Origin of the sequence: Pelistega suis, assembly GCF_013133795.1 — a bacterium.
GTDB classification, from domain to species: Bacteria; Pseudomonadota; Gammaproteobacteria; order Burkholderiales; family Burkholderiaceae_B; genus Taylorella; species Taylorella suis.
Genome location: NZ_JABGBN010000008.1, coordinates 90,658 through 109,515, shown reverse-complemented (window position 1 = coordinate 109,515; position 18,858 = coordinate 90,658). Strand labels below are relative to the sequence as shown.

The 18,858-nt window shown below is 42.3% G+C and carries 17 protein-coding genes; 6 read left to right on the top strand and 11 right to left on the bottom strand.

The window, feature by feature from the left end; translation table 11 throughout:
- Nucleotides 1-64: 64 nt before the first annotated feature.
- Nucleotides 65-2,161 carry a 3-hydroxyacyl-CoA dehydrogenase NAD-binding domain-containing protein gene (locus HKX39_RS09300; protein ID WP_171681049.1) on the bottom strand — a complete coding sequence of 699 codons (2,097 nt, stop codon included), beginning with the start codon at nucleotides 2,159-2,161 and terminating at the stop codon, nucleotides 65-67.
- Nucleotides 2,162-2,379: 218 nt separating this feature from the next.
- Here HKX39_RS09300 and HKX39_RS09295 point away from each other — a divergent pair, with 218 nt between their 5' ends.
- Together HKX39_RS09295 and HKX39_RS09290 are read left to right on the top strand one after the other, a co-directional pair.
- The gene (locus HKX39_RS09295; RefSeq protein ID WP_171681048.1) at nucleotides 2,380-3,576 is read left to right on the top strand and encodes an acyl-CoA dehydrogenase family protein; all 1,197 of its coding nucleotides are present in this window, start codon (nucleotides 2,380-2,382) and stop codon (nucleotides 3,574-3,576) included.
- Nucleotides 3,577-3,609: 33 nt separating this feature from the next.
- Nucleotides 3,610-4,749, top strand: a complete 1,140-nt coding sequence (locus HKX39_RS09290) for an acyl-CoA dehydrogenase family protein (protein ID WP_171681047.1) — start codon at nucleotides 3,610-3,612, stop codon at nucleotides 4,747-4,749.
- A gap of 88 nt (nucleotides 4,750-4,837) precedes the next feature.
- On the opposite strand, the gene HKX39_RS09285 is transcribed toward HKX39_RS09290, so the two are convergent.
- Complete coding sequence (locus HKX39_RS09285) at nucleotides 4,838-5,683, bottom strand: IclR family transcriptional regulator (RefSeq protein WP_171681046.1); 846 nt, start codon at nucleotides 5,681-5,683, stop codon at nucleotides 4,838-4,840.
- Between the two features lie 297 nt (nucleotides 5,684-5,980).
- Here HKX39_RS09285 and HKX39_RS09280 point away from each other — a divergent pair, with 297 nt between their 5' ends.
- Both HKX39_RS09280 and HKX39_RS09275 read left to right on the top strand, forming a co-directional pair.
- Nucleotides 5,981-6,946: an NAD(P)H-dependent flavin oxidoreductase gene (locus HKX39_RS09280; RefSeq protein WP_171681045.1), complete on the top strand. Its 966-nt coding sequence runs from the start codon at nucleotides 5,981-5,983 to the stop codon at nucleotides 6,944-6,946.
- 2 nt (nucleotides 6,947-6,948) lie between these two features.
- Nucleotides 6,949-7,695, top strand: coding sequence for an enoyl-CoA hydratase-related protein (locus tag HKX39_RS09275; RefSeq protein ID WP_171681044.1), 747 nt, complete (start codon nucleotides 6,949-6,951; stop codon nucleotides 7,693-7,695).
- Between the two features lie 78 nt (nucleotides 7,696-7,773).
- Here the strand turns inward: HKX39_RS09275 and HKX39_RS09270 are convergent, their stop codons facing one another.
- From HKX39_RS09270 to HKX39_RS09250, 5 genes are read right to left on the bottom strand one after another with little or no spacing between them, the layout of a single operon-like run.
- Nucleotides 7,774-9,417, bottom strand: a complete 1,644-nt coding sequence (locus HKX39_RS09270) for a long-chain fatty acid--CoA ligase (RefSeq protein WP_343043445.1) — start codon at nucleotides 9,415-9,417, stop codon at nucleotides 7,774-7,776.
- Between the two features lie 25 nt (nucleotides 9,418-9,442).
- On the bottom strand, nucleotides 9,443-10,660 hold the full coding sequence (locus HKX39_RS09265) for an acyl-CoA dehydrogenase family protein (RefSeq protein WP_171681043.1): 1,218 nt from the start codon (nucleotides 10,658-10,660) through the stop codon (nucleotides 9,443-9,445).
- Between the two features lie 33 nt (nucleotides 10,661-10,693).
- Nucleotides 10,694-11,758, bottom strand: a complete 1,065-nt coding sequence (locus HKX39_RS09260; RefSeq protein WP_171681042.1) for a phosphotransferase — start codon at nucleotides 11,756-11,758, stop codon at nucleotides 10,694-10,696.
- A 9-nt stretch (nucleotides 11,759-11,767) separates the two neighbouring features.
- Nucleotides 11,768-12,541: an SDR family oxidoreductase gene (locus tag HKX39_RS09255; protein WP_171681041.1), complete on the bottom strand. Its 774-nt coding sequence runs from the start codon at nucleotides 12,539-12,541 to the stop codon at nucleotides 11,768-11,770.
- A 27-nt stretch (nucleotides 12,542-12,568) separates the two neighbouring features.
- Nucleotides 12,569-13,747 carry an acetyl-CoA C-acyltransferase gene (locus HKX39_RS09250; RefSeq protein WP_171681040.1) on the bottom strand — a complete coding sequence of 393 codons (1,179 nt, stop codon included), beginning with the start codon at nucleotides 13,745-13,747 and terminating at the stop codon, nucleotides 12,569-12,571.
- Nucleotides 13,748-13,953: 206 nt separating this feature from the next.
- Between HKX39_RS09250 and HKX39_RS09245 the strand changes: the two genes are divergently transcribed.
- Together HKX39_RS09245 and HKX39_RS09240 are read left to right on the top strand one after the other, a co-directional pair.
- A complete protein-coding gene (locus HKX39_RS09245; RefSeq protein ID WP_171681039.1) occupies nucleotides 13,954-14,409 on the top strand; it encodes a PaaI family thioesterase in 456 nt (151 codons plus the stop codon).
- Nucleotides 14,406-15,134 (top strand): 2-phosphosulfolactate phosphatase, encoded by a 729-nt coding sequence (locus HKX39_RS09240; RefSeq protein ID WP_171681038.1) that lies wholly within the window; start codon nucleotides 14,406-14,408, stop codon nucleotides 15,132-15,134. The genes HKX39_RS09245 and HKX39_RS09240 overlap by 4 nt, the downstream gene beginning before the upstream one ends.
- 33 nt (nucleotides 15,135-15,167) lie before the next feature.
- Here HKX39_RS09240 and HKX39_RS09235 read toward each other — a convergent pair whose 3' ends face one another.
- From HKX39_RS09235 to HKX39_RS09220, 4 genes are read right to left on the bottom strand one after another with little or no spacing between them, the layout of a single operon-like run.
- Complete coding sequence (locus HKX39_RS09235) at nucleotides 15,168-16,148, bottom strand: NADPH:quinone oxidoreductase family protein (RefSeq protein ID WP_171681037.1); 981 nt, start codon at nucleotides 16,146-16,148, stop codon at nucleotides 15,168-15,170.
- Nucleotides 16,145-17,332 carry an ABC transporter substrate-binding protein gene (locus tag HKX39_RS09230; RefSeq protein ID WP_246226151.1) on the bottom strand — a complete coding sequence of 396 codons (1,188 nt, stop codon included), beginning with the start codon at nucleotides 17,330-17,332 and terminating at the stop codon, nucleotides 16,145-16,147. Before HKX39_RS09230 ends, HKX39_RS09235 begins: the two co-directional genes overlap by 4 nt.
- A gap of 45 nt (nucleotides 17,333-17,377) precedes the next feature.
- On the bottom strand, nucleotides 17,378-18,085 hold the full coding sequence (locus HKX39_RS09225; protein WP_171681036.1) for an ABC transporter ATP-binding protein: 708 nt from the start codon (nucleotides 18,083-18,085) through the stop codon (nucleotides 17,378-17,380).
- Nucleotides 18,072-18,836, bottom strand: coding sequence for an ABC transporter ATP-binding protein (locus tag HKX39_RS09220; RefSeq protein WP_171681035.1), 765 nt, complete (start codon nucleotides 18,834-18,836; stop codon nucleotides 18,072-18,074). Before HKX39_RS09220 ends, HKX39_RS09225 begins: the two co-directional genes overlap by 14 nt.
- Between the last annotated feature and the right edge of the window lie 22 nt (nucleotides 18,837-18,858).

Below are 18,858 nucleotides of genomic sequence, written 5' to 3'. Positions count from 1 at the left end.
CTAGTCCCACGGACTAGACCTTTTAAATTACACCGTAGTGTATTTTCCTCTCTTAGGAAATCATTTATTTCAATGGCTCACCAGACTCTGCGTGTTGCTCCAATAGAGGCGACACTTTCCAGAACTCAGCTGCCTGAGGAGATGCCTTAGCAAAGCGCTTCATTGAACGAACGACATTGAATAACCCAACCTGTTGTGCATAATGCATTGGACCACCACGATGCGCAGGGAAACCATAGCCATTGAGATACACAACATCAAGATCTGAAGCACGCAATGCAATACCCTCTTCCAGAATTTTAGCGCCCTCATTGACCAATGCATAAATACATTGCTCAACGATATCTCTATCAGTAAATGTACGAGGCACAACCCCTTTAGACGCACGATACTCATCGATAATCTTTTCCACTTCTGGATCAACTAAAGGCTCTCGATTACCCTCTTCATAGCGATACCAACCTTTACCTGTTTTTTGACCAAAGCGACCTGCCTCGCATAGTTTATCGCCAATAACAGGCTCATAAGGAACGTCTGGATTCTCTGCAGCTTTACGTTTACGGATAGCCCAACCAATATCCAAACCTGCCAAATCACCTACACGATAAGGCCCCATGGCAAAACCAAAGTTTTCTAAAGCACGGTCAATTTGTGATGGGGATGCACCCTCAAGCAACAACTGATCACCCACAGCACGATAGCGATATAGCATACGATTCCCAATAAAGCCATCGCAAACCCCTGATACTACCGGTTTCTTCGCAATCTTACGCGCTAATTGTAATGAGGTTGCCAATACATCTTTGGCTGTTTTCTCACCACGTACGATTTCAAGTAACTTCATTACATTAGCAGGACTAAAGAAGTGTAGACCAATGACATCTTCTGGACGTTTTGTAAAACTAGCAATTTTATCGACATCAAGCGTAGAGGTATTAGATGCCAAAATAGCACCCGGTTTTGCCACACGGTCTAACTCTTTAAAGACAGTTTCTTTGACGCTCATCTCTTCAAAAACTGCTTCAATAATTAAATCCGCATCCGCGATATCATCATAAGAGAGTGTGCCTTTTAATAAGCCCATACGCTCTTCGACCTGCTCTGCGGTTAGACGGCCTTTTTTCATCGTATTCTCATAATTACGACGAATAATAGATAGGCCTCGATCTAAAGCCTCTTGTTTCATTTCAAGAATCGTGACAGGAATGCCCACATTCAAGAAATTCATACTAATTCCACCGCCCATAGTACCCGCACCAATAACAGCGACTTTCTTAATTTCACGCAATGGTGTATCAGCGGGAATATCTGGAATCTTATAAGCTGCACGTTCAGCCGCAAAAATATGACGTAAAGCTAAGGATTCATCAGAACTCATCAAGCCCATAAATAAACGTCGTTCTTGTTTAAGACCTGCTTCAAAAGGTAAGAAAACACTACCTGCCACTGCGTCTAAACATGTTACTGGCGCAGGATAATGCTTATTCGCTGCCGCTAATTTCTCACGTTGTTCGTTTAAGAAAGCTTGTGCATCTCCCTCAAACGCCACTTTTTCATCGCGCAGTAACTTCGGTTTTGCATTATTCTTAACTAACTCTTGTGCAAATGCGACTGCCTCTTGCACAACATCGCCTTCAACAACCTTATCAATCAAGCCAGTATTAGCAAACTCTTTGCCTTTAACAAAAGCTCCTGTCACAATCATATGCAAAGCTTTCTCTAAGCCAATAGCGCGAGGTAAGCGTTGTGTACCACCTGCCCCCGGTAAAATGCCCAATTTTACCTCTGGTAGACCAATATTAGCGTCTACATGCGCAACACGATAATGTGCCCCCATCGATAGCTCTAAACCACCTCCCAAGCAAGTCCCTTGAATAGCGGCGATAACGATTTTTTGACTAAATTCTAAGGTTTCAATAACCGAACGCAAGATAGGATGTTTAGTGACTTTAGGGGTACCAAATTCAGTAATATCTGCACCACCAGAGAAAATCTTATTCGCCCCTGTAATCACAATCGCTTTTACTGAATCATCATCATTGGCTCTATCCACTGCCTGAACAATACCCACTCGAACATCGTGATTCATCCCATTAACAGGCGGATTACAAAAAGTTAATACAGCAACACCCTGCTGTACGTCGTAGTTTACAGTCTCCATTACTCATACTCCTTGTCATAAATCGAAATATCAAAAATATATTTTGCATTGTGGAATAATAAATCCAATAATACATTAATTAAACAACAAAAACAATCATAAAAAATAATGGAAAACCTGATTGACCAAATAAATTTCATCTATTATTATAATTCCGTAAAACAAAAAACATTTTCGCATAACGGAAATATCTATTAATAACAACTAAGGAAACAACTATGGATTTAAACCTCACACAAGAACAACTCGCCTTCCGTGATGAAGTTCGTGCTTTCTTAGAAAAAACCGTATCTGATGAAGTACGCCGTAAAATTTTCATGAACGAGCCTCTCAGCCCAGAAGACCGTATCGAATGGCAAAAAGCACTTTATGCCCAAGGCTGGGGAGCACCATCTTGGCCAGTAGAATATGGCGGTACAGGCTGGGACGCCGTACAACGTCACATTTTTGATGAAGAATGTGCCCGTTATGGAGCCCCTGAGCAGTTAGCCTTTGGTATTAAAATGGTTGCCCCTGTTATTCAAAAATATGCCTCACAGGAACAAAAAGACTTTTTCCTACCACGAATTATTTCAGGTCAAGATTGGTGGTGCCAAGGTTATTCAGAACCTGGTGCTGGCTCAGACCTCGCATCTTTAAAAACAAGTGCTGTGCGTGACGGTGATTATTATGTTGTGAATGGGCAAAAAACTTGGACAACCTTAGCACAATTTGCTGATTGGATTTTCTGCTTAGTGCGTACTGACCCAACTGCCAAAAAGCAAGAAGGCATTTCTTTCTTATTGATTGATATGAAAACCCCGGGCATTACTGTCCGTCCAATTATCATGCTTGATGACGGTCACGAAATTAATGAAGTATGGTTTGAAAATGTTCGAGTCCCAGCTAAAAATCTCGTTGGTGAAGAAAATAAAGGATGGACATACGCTAAATTCCTGTTAGGCCATGAACGTACAGGCATTGCTCGTGTAGGTCGTTCAAAAGCAGCCCTCGCTCGCTTAAAAGAAATGCTAGCCAATCGTACAGGTAATGACGGCAAGCCACTAATTGAGGATGTCCGTTTCCGTGACCGTGTAGCTGCCGTTGAACTAGAACTACAAGCATTAGAGATTACCAATCTAAAACTCGTTTCAACCGAAGGTAAGCAGCACAATCCGGGACCCGAGGCCTCTATCCTTAAAGTCAAAGGCTCTGAAATTCAACAGACCCTTGCTGAATTAGCGTCGCAAGCTCTAGGACCTTACGGTGTAGCACACCTACTTGATAGTGATGAACACGACAACATTAGTAGTGCGTTCCCAACAGACTTTGAGCACCTCACAGGTTACAGCTTTAATGTCAGAAAAACAACGATTTATGGTGGTTCAAGTGAGGTTCAAAAAGGCATTATCACACGCACCATGCTTGGTCTATAAAGCATGAATAATAACTAATTGGTGGAGTAAATTATGGATTTTAATTTTACAGAAGAGCAAATCTCTCTACAGGATACCTTAAACCGATTCATTGCCAAAGACTATAGTTTTGAGGATCGCCGTAAACGCATTGCATCTGGTGATACGTTCTCTGAACAAACATGGAATACCCTAGCAGAACTCGGTATTCTTGCCCTACCATTTCCCGAGGAGTTAGGTGGCTTAAATGGTACAGCCTTAGATAACTACCTTGTGATGAAAGCACTTGCTCCCGGCTTATTACTTGAGCCTTATGTCAGCACCGTCATTCTAGCAGGTACATTATTGCAAGAGGCAGGCACCCCAGAACAAAAATCCGCTTATATCGAGGAAATTGCCGCTGGGGGCGCTCGTTATAGTTTCGCTCACTATGAGCCAAATGGTCGTTACCAAGAAACCTTTGTTAGCACCACAGCTCAAAAAGACGGTAATCAATGGATTTTAAATGGACATAAAGCAGCAGCTCTTGATGTTCAGCATGCAGACTATATCATTGTATCCGCACGTACCTCAGGCGCTCATACAGATAGCGAAGGAATCAGCCTATTCCGCTTACCCAAAGATACAGCTGGAGTGACTATCAAACAATACCGCACACATGACGGTCACAATGCTGCAGATATTATTTTCTCAAATACTGCTGTCGCTGCTGAGACATTAATCGGCCAAGAAGGTCAAGCCGCTAATGCGATTGGACATGCTCTTGCTATCACCAATGCAGCCTTAACCGCTGAAGCAAGCGGACTCATTGATGCATTAAATAAAGCCACACTAGAGTATCTAAAAGTTCGCAAACAATTCGGTGTGCCTATTGGCTCTTTCCAAGCACTTCAACATCGTATGGCGGAAATGCTTATTGCTGCCGAACAAGCCAACTCAATGGCTCTATTAGCGGCAACAGAGATGAGTAATACCGATTTAAAACATCGTCAAACTAAGTCTTCTGGAGCGAAAGCCTATGTAGGCAAACTAGCTCGTCAAGTTGCACAAGAAGCCGTGCAAATGCATGGCGGTATCGGTGTAACGGATGAGCTTAATGTGGCTCATTTCTACAAACGCGTCGCATTGATTAATATGATTTTTGGTGATGTCGATTATCACTTTGATCGTTATAGCAATAGCTTATTAAGCTAATTCCCAAAGATAAAAAGATACCATAAGGTATCTCTAAATAAAAAGAGCTAGTATGACAATATACTAGCTCTTTTAGTATTGTACGCCACTACCTCAGTCCAACAGCTTCTCGTAAACGTTGTTTCATTTCTAGTAAGCGAGGACGCACCTCTTCCAATAAGAACTCTTGAGATAAGCTAGATGAAGGTCCACCGCAATTGATTGACATAAGAGGAAAATTAATTCCTAAGTTCAATCCAATGGATATACCATTCACATCTTTTTGCCAATCCCCAAAAGAACACGTACAACCTAACTCTTTATAGTCTTTTAGTGCCTGCTCGAATCCTAGACGAATAGCTTCGCTAGAGCGTTCGTCGAGCTCATTAACCCTATCGAAGATTTCTTGACGTTCGTTCGCACTCGCTTCAACTAAATAAGCTCGCCCCATCGATGATGTCGTAATGGGTAAACGAGAGCCCACGTCAACAGATAAGGTTAAAACAGAAGAGCTACGACAACTTTCGATGTAAAGCATAGAAAGCCGATCTCGTACACCCAAGCTAACAACACCCTGACAAAAATCAGCTAACTCTTGCATATACGGTCTGGCTAATTGACGCACATCTAATTTAGCTAGCATACCAGCACCCAAGGCTAATGTCGCCATACCTAGACGATACTTCCCTGTAGGCTCATCATGCATGAGATAGCCCATCTTAACTAAAGTAGAAGTGAGGCGTGAGACAGTCGAATTCGATAATCGACAACGCTTGGCAATATCTTGATTACCCAACACACCATTGCCAGAACGAAAGCAGGCCAATACTTCCAACCCCCTTGCCAACGCAGTGACAAATTGACGATCCTCTTTGTATTTATCAATCAACGAACGGTCTTTAGGTTGTGCGACGACCTGTTGATTGGATAGGTTTTTATTATCTTTTTGATCCATATTTTTACGTATTTAGAGATTGTTATTGTTCTTATAATTTTATCATATAAGTCAATGTTTTATTGAATAAAATTTATAAAAAACATACCTTTTAATCGTAATTTGCGTGTTACCAACAATCTATAAAATCACCTTAATTTTTCAGTGATTTTTTACAAAAAAATCGCTATTTTTAAGCAAATACCTATTAACAAAATGAGGGGTGTATGATACATTAAATTCTATATTTCTTTAAATAAAAAATAACTAAAACTTTAAATTTGAACTAATTTATTCACATAGGAGACATGTGTAATTATGAGTACCTCTATCGTTCAAAACTTACATGCACAAATGAGCTTACCTGTGATTTGCTCACCCATGTTTATCATCTCTAACCCCCGCTTAGTCATTGAGCAGTGTAAAGGTGGTGTTATCGGTTCAATGCCCGCTCTCAATGCTCGCCCCCCCGAACTTCTTGATGATTGGTTAGCAGAAATCACCGAAACGCTTACCCAAGAACGCGCAAAAAATCCCTCCCAAAAAATCGCCCCCTTCGCTATCAATCAGATTATTCACTCATCAAATAATCGCCTAGACCATGACATGGCGCTATGCGAGAAATACAAAGTCCCTCTCATTATCACCAGTTTACGAGCACCAAATGATATTGCTCAACAAGTTCACCAATGGGGAGGTATTGTCTTTCATGATGTCACCACACTAAGACATGCTGAAAAAGCACTCGAAGCTGGCGTAGACGGTCTTATCCTTGTCGCCGCTGGAGCTGGTGGGCATGCTGGCACTCTCAGCCCATTCGCACTACTCTCTGAAGTACGCCGAATTTTTGACGGCCCGATTGCCTTGTCTGGCTCTATCAGTACGGGTGACGGCATTCTGGCAGCACGCGCCATGGGAGCTGATTTTGCCTATATGGGCACACGTTTTATTGCTAGCCACGAGGCCAATGCTGATGAGGCTTATAAGCAAATGATTATCGACTCTAGTGCTAAAGACATCTTATACACCCCCTTCTTTACTGGCGTTCCAGGCAATTACTTAAGACCAAGTATCCTTGCATCAGGTCTTGACCCAGACAATCTCAACCCAGAAGATATGGCAACGACTAATTTTGGTACAAACCGAGTAAAACCTTGGAAAAATATTTGGGGAGCTGGTCAAGGTGTAGGCTCTATCGACAAAGTCGACAGCACTGCCCAAATTATTTCAAACTTAAAACAAGAATACGAACTTGCCAAAAATCGTCTATCAAAGGAGCTCTAACAATGACAAGCGATAAAGTATTAATTCACGAAGAAAACAAAATCCTACGAATCACCATCAATCGCCCTGATGTGCGTAATGCTTTAGATAGAGAAACGTATGCACTATTGGCTCAGACGATCGACGCTACGGTTGATCGCGATGATTTACATACCATTATCATTACAGGTGCGGCTAACTATTTTACGGCTGGCAACGATTTACACGATTTCCAAAAAACACCTGAAGCTGTGAGCCCTGCGATGGTTTTCCTAGAAAGCCTTAACAAAGCAACCATCCCAATTATTGCTGCGGTAGAAGGTGGTGCTGTGGGTATTGGTGTTACCATGCTCCTTCACTGTGACTTTGTGTATGCTGGCAAAGACACTCGTTTCCAACTTCCGTTTATTCACCTTGCACTCTGCCCCGAAGGAGCCTCTAGTGTTTTACTGGCGCAATATGTCGGTATACGTCAAGCAAACGAATGGTTATTTCGTGGCAATCCATTTAGTGCAGAAAAAGCATTTGAGGCAGGCTTAATTAATCAAGTGAGTGAATCAGGTCAGGCTATCCATGATGCACAAAAACTTGCCGAAGAGCTTACTCAGCATTCTCTAGCTTCTTTAAAACACACCAAACGTCTACTAAAACGTCAGATTTCACCGGTTGTCGCAGAAACTATTCATATTGAAAGAAAAGCGTTTGCCGAATGCTTACAATCCGAAGCGGCTCAAGAGAAGTTTCGCAAATTCTTTGCCAACAAAAAATAAACCCTCTATTTCCTAAAAATAGGATATACAAAAAAGCGTGCTTGAAATACAGCACGCTTTTTGTTTTAACTCCTTTATTTATAACTGTTTCCAGCTAATTTTCCCAGAGGCAGTTTTAGGCAACTCCTCAATAAATTCTACGATTTGGGGGACTTTATAGGCCGCCATATGCTCTTTACACCACGCTATAATGTCCTCTTCGCTGACCTTGTCCTGATAGTCTGGTTTTAGCACCACAACAGCCTTAACTGTTTCGCCTCGTTTTTCATCCTGCACACCCACAACACATGCTTCTTGGATGACAGGATTTTTATACATGAGACTTTCGACTTCGACAGGCCATACTTTATAACCAGAAGCATTAATCATCCGTTTTAAGCGGTCTACCATAAAGAAGTATCCCTCTTCATCGATATAACCGATATCCCCAGTACGTAAGAATTTCTTACCATCCAATTCAATAAACGTTTCTTCTGTTGCTTTGGGATTATTCCAATATCCCAACATCATTTGAGGACCATGAACAATAATCTCTCCTGTTTTTCCTTGCGGTAACTCCTCTAATGTATCAATATCAATTATCCGAGAATCAACGCCAAACAAAGGGATACCTAAACATTGTCGTTTTGGTCTAGCTTCAGGATTCATATGTGAAGCGGCCATTAGCTCCGACATACCATATCCTTCGATATATTTGATATTGAACAAATCATAAAGTCTAGCCGCCACAGCCTCTGGCATCGCAGCACCACCCCCACTAATACGCGTCACCGATGATAAATCATACTTATCAAAATTAGGCGAAGACATAAAATCCACCACCATCGCCGCAATCATCGGTAAGCGACTAATACGATAACGCTCAATAAGTTTGAGAGCCACTTCTCTATCCCAGCGCACCATTAGCACAACGGTAGCACCTAGATAGATGGGTGTATTCATGGTTCCTTGCATACCTGACACATGGAAAATCGGCAAGGTCGCTAAATAAATCGTATCTTGCGTATTGCACAAATACCAAAACGCGGTGGTTAAGGTGTTATACATTACTGTCGCATGAGTATGCATACATCCTTTAGGATTACCTGTGGTGCCCGAGGTATAAGGCATGACGCACAAATCATCCGGCCCTGTTTCTGATGGGTTGGCTTGAAAATTCTCTTCCAACGCCTTCGTCCAAGGGATTACCTTAGGATTGCTCACCACTAATTTCTCTGCACTCACAAACGACGGTATCGTTAAATCAGTTTGTTCAGGTAAATAATCTGCATAACAAATTAATACGATATTTTTAATCTGAGGATGATTTAATTTGACCACATGACTGTATAAATCTTGTGCAACAAAAATCGTATCCGCCCCCGTATCTTCTACATAATGCTCCAACTCCTCTGCCTTATTCATCGGATTAATTGGAACAACCACGGCATCTGCACGCAAAATAGCATAGTAAGCCACAAAAAACTGTGGGCTATTTTGCAAATACAATAACACTCGATCACCCTTTTTAACACCGCAAACCTTTTGGAGATAACCCGCCATTCGCTCAACCTCATCAAAGAGCTGACGATAGGTCATCACATAATCATAAAATACCAATGCCGCTTTATCTGGATAACGTCGTGCTGTAATTTCAAGGTTAGAATGAAGTGTCGTTTTAGGTACTGTTAATTCCTTAGCCAAACCTTTTGGCCAAAAAGGTAAATGTAAATCAGACATCATAAAACTTCCTTTAATAACGTCTTCGTTAAACTTTATATTTAGCTAACTCAAGCTTACCAATTTGATTGCGATGAACTTCATCAGGACCATCTGCAAAACGTAAGGTCCGAGCAGAGGCATAAGCAGCCGCTAAGAAGAAATCTTGGCTAACACCGGCTCCACCATGCGCTTGCATTGCCCAATCAATCACTTGGCAAGCCATAGAGGGTGCAGCCACTTTAATCATCGCAATTTCTTTTTTCGCTACCTTATTGCCCACCGTATCCATCATATGTGCAGCATTTAACACAAGTAATCGTGCTTGATCAATCATGATTCGCGCTGACGCAATCCGCTCACGCGTCACTCCTTGATCTGCCAAAGGACGACCAAATGGTTTACGCTCTAACGCTCGACGACACATTAACTCTAGCGCTCGCTCAGCCACACCGATGACGCGCATACAATGATGAATACGCCCCGGCCCTAAGCGTCCCTGCGCAATTTCAAAGCCTCGCCCCTCCCCTAATAGCACATTACTCTGCGGCACACGCACATTTGTAAACGATACTTCAGCATGTCCATGTGGTGCATGATCATAGCCAAATACAGTCAATGCACGCTCAACTTTAACTCCCGGTGTATCTAGCGGCACTAAAATCATAGATTGTTGGCGATATTTATCTGGATTCTCAGGGTCTGTTTTACCCATAAAAATAAGCACCTTACAATCTTCGTGCAAAGCACCTGAGGTCCACCACTTACGGCCATTAATCACATAGTCAGTACCGTCTTTTTTAATATCCGCCTCAATATTGGTCGCATCAGATGAAGCAACTGCAGGTTCTGTCATGGCAAATGCCGAACGAATTTCACCACTTAACAACGGCATTAACCATTTTTCTTTTTGCTCTTCATTGGCATAACGCACTAATGTTTCCATATTGCCTGTATCAGGTGCCGAGCAATTAAATACTTCTGGTGCAAAATGCGTAGAGCGTCCCATGATTTCACATAAAGGGGCATACTCATAATTACTCAACCCCGCACCTAATGATGACTCAGGTAAGAATAAATTCCATAAGCCCTCTGCTTTAGCTTTCTCTTTGAGTTCTTTCATAATGGCCGGTGTACGCCAAGGATTGCCTGCCAGACGGTTCTCTTCTATTTGATGGTGGAATAACGCCTCATTAGGATAGATATACGTATCCATAAATTTGTTTAAGCGTTCCTGAAGTTCTTTTACTTTTGGTGAAAATTCCATTTGTCTTCTCCAATTATTCTCTTATTTAAACCACTATGATAGCTTCTCAACTAATGACCACGCTTGAATAGCCAAGGGCTTTGCTCGCTTACCTGCTTCTAATGCCAAGGCGTTAGAGGCATTACCTTTTAAGGCTCTAGACATCACACCTTGTAAAATGCCTGCTAAACGGAACATATTAAATACGATATAGTATTCCCATATTTTAGGGTCAATCGACTCACGTCCTGTATGTTGGCAATACTGTCGGACATACTCGCTCTCACTAGGAATACCCAAAGACTGAATATCAATATCCATTAAACCTCGCTCACCTTGATTGCGACGACGCCAAGCCATACAGTGATAAGCAAAATCGGCTAATGGATGACCTAGTGTAGATAGCTCCCAATCAAGTACAGCCAAAATCTTAGGCTCTGTCGGATGAAAAATCACATTATCTAAACGATAGTCTCCATGTACAATGCGTGTTTCATCTCCGTCAGGAATATGCTCTGGTAACCATTTGATGAGATTTTCCATTGCCTCAATATGTTCTGTCTCTGAAGCACGATACTGTTTAGTCCATCGTTCGATTTGTCGAGCAAAATAACCTCCTGTTCGTCCAAAACCACCCAAACCAATCTGTGTCGGATCAACAGAGTGCAAAGCAGCAATCACACGATTCATCTCTGCATAAATGGCTTGACGTTCTTGCTGGCTATGAATCTCTGGTAAACTCGGATCCCAAAGAATACGTCCGGGAACAAAATCCATCAAATAAAAAGCCGAGCCAATCACATCATCATCCATACAAAGCACATGTGCTTTGGCAACGGGGACATCCGTATTGGCTAAGGCTTTAATCACTTTAAATTCACGATCAACCGCATGTGCTGAAGGCAATAATTGCCCCAACGGCTTACGACGCAGCACAAATTGTTTTTGACCTGCTTTCACCAAAAAGGTGGGGTTAGATTGCCCCCCTTTAAACTGCTCAACTACCAAATCGCCTGCAAAGTCTTCTACATGCTCACGGATATAACGTGCCAATGCCTTTTCGTCAAACGCATGTTGTTCTGCCACAGGCTTAGTACCCGTAAAATGCTGATACGACATACCTTACTCCTAACAAATTGATGAACCACCATCAACAGCAATGGCTTGTCCTGTAATATGTCGTCCTGCCTCAGAAGCCAATAATACGGCTAAACCTTTTAAATCTTCTTCACCACCAATACGACCTAGCGGAATCCGAGCGACCATAGCATCACCAAGTTTTTCAATCAAACCATTAGCCAGTTTTGAGGGAAAAAAGCCCGGGCAAATCGCATTGACATTGATATTGTATTTACCCCACTCTGATGCTAAGGTACGTGTAAAGTTCACCGCAGCTGCTTTAGAAGTGTTATAGGCAATGGTATTCACCCCTTTACTTGTACCTCGTAAGCCTGCGATAGAAGCAACATTAATGATTTTGCCTTTTTGCGCAGGAATCATACAGCGGCGGCCTACCTCTCGACTTAAAAAGAACATTGCGTTCACATTTAAGTCCATCACTTTATGCCATGCCTCATCAGGATACTCTTCTGCAGGAGCACCCCATGTCGCTCCTGCATTATTAACCAAAATATCAATCGTTCCATAATGTGCTAACACTTGATCTACTAACTCAGGGATTTTGTCAAACTCAGAAAGATTATTAATCAAAGCTAGAACAGGATAACCTAAAGACTCAAGGTGTTGCTTTGCCTCTAGTAAATCACCTTCTTTACGCGCTGTAATCACGAGCTTACACCCCATTTCGCCTAGTGCTTCTGCAATTTGCAAACCCAGTCCTCGAGAGCCACCAGTAATCAGGGCAACCTGTCCTTCGATATTGAATAATGCTTTGACACTCATTTTGTCTCCTCCTATAAAAAAGGCTACTTACACTACTTCAAATAAGCCTGCAGCACCCTGACCGCCACCGATACACATACTCACAACAACGTATTTAGCCCCACGGCGTTTACCTTCAATCAAAGCATGACCTGTTAAACGAGAACCTGAAACACCATAAGGATGTCCTACGGCAATCGCTCCACCATTTACATTTAATAATTCATCAGGAATACCTAATTTGTCACGACAATACAATACTTGGCATGCAAACGCTTCGTTAATTTCCCAAAGCCCAATATCCGACATTTTTAAGCCTGTTCTTTCTAATAAACGAGGGATAGCATAAACAGGACCAATACCCATTTCATCAGGCTCACAACCCGCAACGGCAAAACCACGGAAAATACCTAAGGGTTCGATACCACGTTGCTCAGCTAATTTACTATTCATTAATACACACGCTGAAGAACCGTCAGAGAATTGACTAGCGTTACCAGCGGTAATCACGCCTCCGGGTAAGGCTGAACGAATATTGCGCACACCCTCGATATTCGTATCTGGGCGAATACCTTCATCGGCAGAGATAGTGACTTCTTTTGTACCAACTAAACCTTTTTCTTTGTCAAAAATTCCCATCGTGGTGGTCATTGGGACAATTTCTTTATCAAAAAGACCTGCTTTTTGTGCTGCTGCGGCTCGCAACTGACTACGTACCCCATACTCGTCTTGCGCTTCTTTGCTGATGTTATAACGCTTTGCAACATTCTCAGCCGTCTGCAACATGCTCCAGTACAGCTCAGGCTTATGTTCCTCAATCCATGGATCACGATTCATATGAGCATTTTTCTGATTTTGTACGCACGAGATACTCTCCAAACCACCCGCAACCATAATAGGCACCTGTTCAGCAATAATACGGTTAGCAGCCATTGCAATCGCTTGTAACCCTGATGAACAAAAACGGTTAATACTGACGCCTGCAGTTGTTACGGGCAGACCTGCACGAATCGCAATAGCACGAGCGATATTACCACCTGTTGTCCCCTCTAAAAGACTCGCCCCCATGATAACGTCTTCTACTTCCGCGGGATCAATGCCTGCTCGCTCAACGGCGTGCTTAACAGCATGTGCACCTAAGGTTGCACCATGCGTCATATTAAACGCACCTTTCCAAGACTTTGCTAAACCCGTACGTGCGGTTGAAACGATAACTGCTTCTGTCATAAGTATCTCCATTAGTGAATATGAATATTTACATTCTTATACAATTTTTTCCATTAAGCGGAAATAATTTCCGTTTTTTAATCATATCTAGATATTTAAATTAAGTAAAGTAACTTTTATTGGGGAATTTTCTAATATTCAAATAAAATAAACAAAATATAATTTTGCTATGCAGAAAATAAATATCTATCATAGGAGGAAATCTAATGAGCACACAAACTCAATCTCCAGAGGGAAGCCCCCCTTTGCAAGCGGTTCCTGCGGACTTTACCCCCTTCGAAACCCGAAGTCGATTTGTTCAATTATGCGGCCCGATGTATGAAAAAGTATTTGAAGATGGCACAATGGGGCTGGGTCTATTATTAGAAGAAAAACATTTAAATCAGCTCGATGTCCCTCATGGTGGAATTTTATTGCTACTTGCCGATAATGCCATGGGACGTGCGCTAACCCATCAATCCAACTGGACTAAACAATACCTTACCCTTGCCCTCAATAGTCAATTTATCAGTCTCGCAAAGCCGGGAGATTTTATCTATGCCAAACCAATCATTCATCGCATAGGTAAGCGGATTGCTTTTATTGACTGCGATATTTTTGCTGGCGAGAAAAAGGTCTTTCATGCTTCTGGCACTTTTGCTCTTACGGAGAAAACACCATGAGCGATAATTCAAGTAAGCCTAGTCTGCACGTTGTCTTGAAAAAGGAGGATATTAATCCCGAGCTACTGCAAGGTAAAATCGCATTTGTACTCGATATTCTTTGTGCAACATCCAGTATTACCGCAGCATTAGCCAATCATGCTCAACGCGTCATACCTGCACTCAATGGTGAGCAAGCACTAGCTATCGCCGATACCTTAGACCCTGATGAGTACACACTCGCTGGTGAACTCAATGCAGAAACACTTCAAGGATTTAGTGCCGCCACACCTATCAGTATTATCCAGCACAACAAGCCATCCCTTGTCTATGCTACCACCAATGGTACCGTTGCTCTACTCGGCAGTCAAACGGCCAAAACCGTTTATGCCGTTTCTCTCTTAAATGCAAAAGCTGTTATCCAACATGCACTCACCCATCATCCCGGCGTAACGTTTATTATTATCTGCTCTGGATCTCGTAATGCTTTTAATATGGAGGACTTTTATGGGGCAGGCTATTTAATTTCTTTACTTCCACTAGAGAATTTTACTCTGACCGATAGTGCCACAGCCGCTTTACAATACTACCAAGGCACCGACGTTAAAGATTGTTTATACAACTCTCGTGTTGGCAAACGTCTTATCGCAAAAGGCGCACAAGATGAAGTGGACTTTATTGCCCAAAAAGATATTTATGCCGTAGTGCCCCAACTGATTAACGGCACATTGATGAACATCGCCTAGTTGGGGCCTTTTCCTACAATAAGCCAAGGGAAATTAGGCTTGTGGCAACACAATGACTTTTCCCTTGATTTGACGATTAGCTAAATCTTGGATTGCTTGTTTTGCTTGAGATAGCGTTACTGTCTGCGTGACAACGGGTTTGATTTTTCCTTGCTTAAACCAATCCACTAATAACGCCATATTTTCTTGATGCTTTTGTGGGTTCTGACGTACGGCCTGCCCCCAAAATACACCTAAAATCTTACGCTCACTTAACAAGGCAAGATTTAAAGGAATCTTAGGAATTTGCCCTGCCGCAAAACCCACCACTAAGAATCGTCCTCGCCAAGCCAAGGTACGTAGAGCTATTTCACTATACGCACCACCAACAGCATCATAGACGACCGTTACCCCTTTACCTTCCGTCATCTTCTCTACTTGTTTACGCCAATCCTCTTGGGTATAGTCAACCGCATAGTCTGCCCCCACCTGTAAACATAAGTCCCTCTTATCAGAGGTAGAGGCAGCCGCAATAACTTTAGCACCCATTTGTTTAGCGATTTCGATAGCGGCTAATCCTACGCCCCCCGCTGCCCCCAATACCAGTAAGGTATCTTCTGAGCTTAGCTCACCGCAGTCTTTGAGTGCATGCAAGGACGTCCCATACGTCATCACAAAGGCAGCCCCTAGCTCAGGGGGCATCTCTGGTGGTAAGGGGATAAGACGTGAGGCATCCACTCGACACTCTTGTGCAAATGCACCATATCCACAAGAAGCGATTACTCTATCTCCAACTTTCCAGCCCTTAACCTGAGCACCTACCTTAATAATCTCCCCAGCAAATTCTGCACCCGGAGAAAAAGGAAAGTCTGGCTTAATCTGATATAAACCTTGCACAATTAAAGCATCGGGAAAGTTCACAGAAGCCGCCGCAACCCTCACGACTACCTCATTAGCTTGAGGCTCTAAAGACGGTAACTCCTCTACATTTAAGTCATCTATCGGACCAAACTTATGACAAACAAGCGCCTTCATTTTTTCTCCTCAACTAATGCGTGGCGTACCAATTTACCATCTTCAACTAAAACTACGGAAGAGTTGTAAATCAAACTACCATTTTTAAACCCTGTGATTTGAATAGGATTGTATTGTGGAGGAAGTTTCTTCACAGCCTCATCCAGTTTATCCATAATCGCTTTTAAATCGTCCTTACTATTAGCCAACTCCATGGCGATGGCCAAGATACGCACCATGGCATAATTAAGGGTAATATCACTACTAAATGCCTTGCCTTGCACAGACGGATGGTTTTTTGCAAATTCCTCCATAAAAGGGATAGACTCTGGACGAACTTCTGGAATAAGCGGAACAACACCCACAGAACCATTCAATATAGAATAATCGCCTAATACCCGTTCCATCTCATTGAACTTTGCTTGATCAGTTAAGATAAACCCTCCTTTAAAGCCTAGCTCTCGCGCTTGCTTAGCGACTAAGGCAGTAGGCTCAGAAGGACCTCCAATGAGAAGCACATCCGGCTTCTCAGCTAACACGCGTCCCATACCGCTATAAAAATCTGCTGACGTGTTATAGGCCATTAAATTATTGGCAACTACCTCACCACCTGCATTTTTCCAAGCCGCTTCAAAATCTTTGGAGAAAGTACGACCATAATCACTATTAGTTGTCGCTATTCCTAATTTCTTACCATATTTCTCCATCTGGAATTTAATATACGTTGGGAAATAACGTTCATAAGCCTCAGGAATACGAACAGTTAAAGGATTCTTTTTCTCCAACACGGCATTTAAGCTACTAAAAGACAAAATCAAAAAATTACTACGCGTATTAAATGTCTGTAGCGCAAAAGTCCCTCCTGAATGTGGCACAAAAATAAAGTTCGCTTTATTTTCCTGAACAAGACGGCGACCATTTACGGCTGTTTCAGAAGGAGCATATTTATCATCCAACCCAACCAAATTTAATGTATACGTTTTACCGTCAATCTTGATGCCCTCTTTATTAACATCTTTAACACCACTCTCTAAACCAAATAAAACATTTTTGCCATATAGTGCAGCTCCACCACTTAAAGGACCACTAAAACCAATATTAATAACCTCTTGAGCCATAGCAGCGGTTGAGCCTACTCCCATCAACACGCTCGCTACGTACGTTGCACCCACATACTTCCGAATCATTTTTGTTAAGGCTTTCATGACTGTCTCCACATAGTTAGTAGCCAAATACGATTTTTACTAGGATTAAGCACCTAGATAAGCTTTTTTAATATCTTCGTTATGCAAAAGCGATTCTTTATCTCCTTCAAGGATGACATTACCTCGCTCCATGACATAAGCACGATGACAAATTTTCAAGGCAGAATAAGCATTTTGCTCCGCCAATAACACGGTCGTCCCTTGGGCATTGATTCTTTGAATCACCTCAAACATCTGCTTAACCACTAAAGGTGCCAAACCTAGTGAAGGCTCATCTAATAGCAATACCTTAGGCCGACTCACCAATGCTCGACCAATCGCCACCATTTGTTGCTGACCTCCTGATAAAGACCCTGCCATTTGATGCTGTTTTTCTTTAAGAATAGGGAAAAGCTCAAACACCTCCTCAATTTGTTCCTCTACCCCTTTCTTATCTTTTTTATGAACATACCCACCGAGTTGTAAGTTCTTATAAACACTCATTCCGGGAAATAGCTTTCTTCCTTCTGGACAATGCACCAAGCCCTCTTTCACAATACGAGGTGACTTCCATTTAGCGATATCTTCTCCTTGGTAGAGAATTTTTCCCTCGGCGATAGGATGTACACCACTAATCGCCAAAAACAAGGTACTTTTACCAGCACCATTTGCACCTAATAAGACAATCAACTCACCCTGATCTGCCCTTAATGAAACTCTATTCAAGGCGGTAAATGCTCCATACTTTAAAGACACATTATCAATTTTCAGCATGCTCTACCCCCAAATAAGCTTCAATGACTGCATCATTTTGACGAATCTCTGCTGGCGTTCCCTCGGCTAATTTCTGACCATGATGTAACACCAAAATCTTATCGGCTAAACTCATAATCATATCCATCTTGTGTTCAACTAAGCAGACTGTTTTCCCACTCTGCACTAATTTACGGATTAAGTTAGCCAGTCCAATGGTTTCCTCTGGATTGACACCCCCTGCTGGCTCATCAAGCAATAAAATCTTGGGGTCAGTTGTTAGGGCTAATGCAAAGGCAACTCGCTTTTTCTCTTCTTGCGTAATATCTGCTGCCAAGGCATCTGCTCGATGAGATAAACCCACAAAATCTAAGGCCAGCTCCGCTTTTTCGCGACATATTTTTTCCTCTTGTTGCAAGCGTCTCGTATTGAATACAACATCCCAAAACCCAGATCTCGTCCGTAAACGGTGCCCCACGATGAGATTATCTAATACCGTCGCTTGTTCAAATAGATTCGTTGTTTGAAATGTCCTCGCCACACCGAGTTTGGCAATTTGATCAGCGCGCAATCCTGCCATTTCGACACCATTTAACATGACACTGCCTGAACTAGGCTGAATAGCTCCACTAATTAAGTTAAAAAATGTCGTTTTACCTGCACCATTAGGACCAATAATCGCGGTAATGCTGCCCTCATCCACGGTAACCGATACATCATTGACCGCCGTTAAACCACCGAAATTTTTAGTTAGCTTATGAATTTTTAGCATCTTTTTCTCCGTTATTGACTTT

What these genes read in the sequence shown, in the direction of transcription:
- HKX39_RS09300 (WP_171681049.1), bottom strand. Translation starts at nt 2,161, where the DNA reads ATGGAGACTGTAAACTACGACGTACAGCAGGGTGTTGCTGTATTAACT.
- HKX39_RS09295 (WP_171681048.1), top strand. Translation starts at nt 2,380, where the DNA reads ATGGATTTAAACCTCACACAAGAACAACTCGCCTTCCGTGATGAAGTT.
- HKX39_RS09290 (WP_171681047.1), top strand. Translation starts at nt 3,610, where the DNA reads ATGGATTTTAATTTTACAGAAGAGCAAATCTCTCTACAGGATACCTTA.
- HKX39_RS09285 (WP_171681046.1), bottom strand. Translation starts at nt 5,683, where the DNA reads ATGGATCAAAAAGATAATAAAAACCTATCCAATCAACAGGTCGTCGCA.
- HKX39_RS09280 (WP_171681045.1), top strand. Translation starts at nt 5,981, where the DNA reads ATGAGTACCTCTATCGTTCAAAACTTACATGCACAAATGAGCTTACCT.
- HKX39_RS09275 (WP_171681044.1), top strand. Translation starts at nt 6,949, where the DNA reads ATGACAAGCGATAAAGTATTAATTCACGAAGAAAACAAAATCCTACGA.
- HKX39_RS09270 (WP_343043445.1), bottom strand. Translation starts at nt 9,417, where the DNA reads ATGATGTCTGATTTACATTTACCTTTTTGGCCAAAAGGTTTGGCTAAG.
- HKX39_RS09265 (WP_171681043.1), bottom strand. Translation starts at nt 10,660, where the DNA reads ATGGAATTTTCACCAAAAGTAAAAGAACTTCAGGAACGCTTAAACAAA.
- HKX39_RS09260 (WP_171681042.1), bottom strand. Translation starts at nt 11,758, where the DNA reads ATGTCGTATCAGCATTTTACGGGTACTAAGCCTGTGGCAGAACAACAT.
- HKX39_RS09255 (WP_171681041.1), bottom strand. Translation starts at nt 12,541, where the DNA reads ATGAGTGTCAAAGCATTATTCAATATCGAAGGACAGGTTGCCCTGATT.
- HKX39_RS09250 (WP_171681040.1), bottom strand. Translation starts at nt 13,747, where the DNA reads ATGACAGAAGCAGTTATCGTTTCAACCGCACGTACGGGTTTAGCAAAG.
- HKX39_RS09245 (WP_171681039.1), top strand. Translation starts at nt 13,954, where the DNA reads ATGAGCACACAAACTCAATCTCCAGAGGGAAGCCCCCCTTTGCAAGCG.
- HKX39_RS09240 (WP_171681038.1), top strand. Translation starts at nt 14,406, where the DNA reads ATGAGCGATAATTCAAGTAAGCCTAGTCTGCACGTTGTCTTGAAAAAG.
- HKX39_RS09235 (WP_171681037.1), bottom strand. Translation starts at nt 16,148, where the DNA reads ATGAAGGCGCTTGTTTGTCATAAGTTTGGTCCGATAGATGACTTAAAT.
- HKX39_RS09230 (WP_246226151.1), bottom strand. Translation starts at nt 17,332, where the DNA reads ATGAAAGCCTTAACAAAAATGATTCGGAAGTATGTGGGTGCAACGTAC.
- HKX39_RS09225 (WP_171681036.1), bottom strand. Translation starts at nt 18,085, where the DNA reads ATGCTGAAAATTGATAATGTGTCTTTAAAGTATGGAGCATTTACCGCC.
- HKX39_RS09220 (WP_171681035.1), bottom strand. Translation starts at nt 18,836, where the DNA reads ATGCTAAAAATTCATAAGCTAACTAAAAATTTCGGTGGTTTAACGGCG.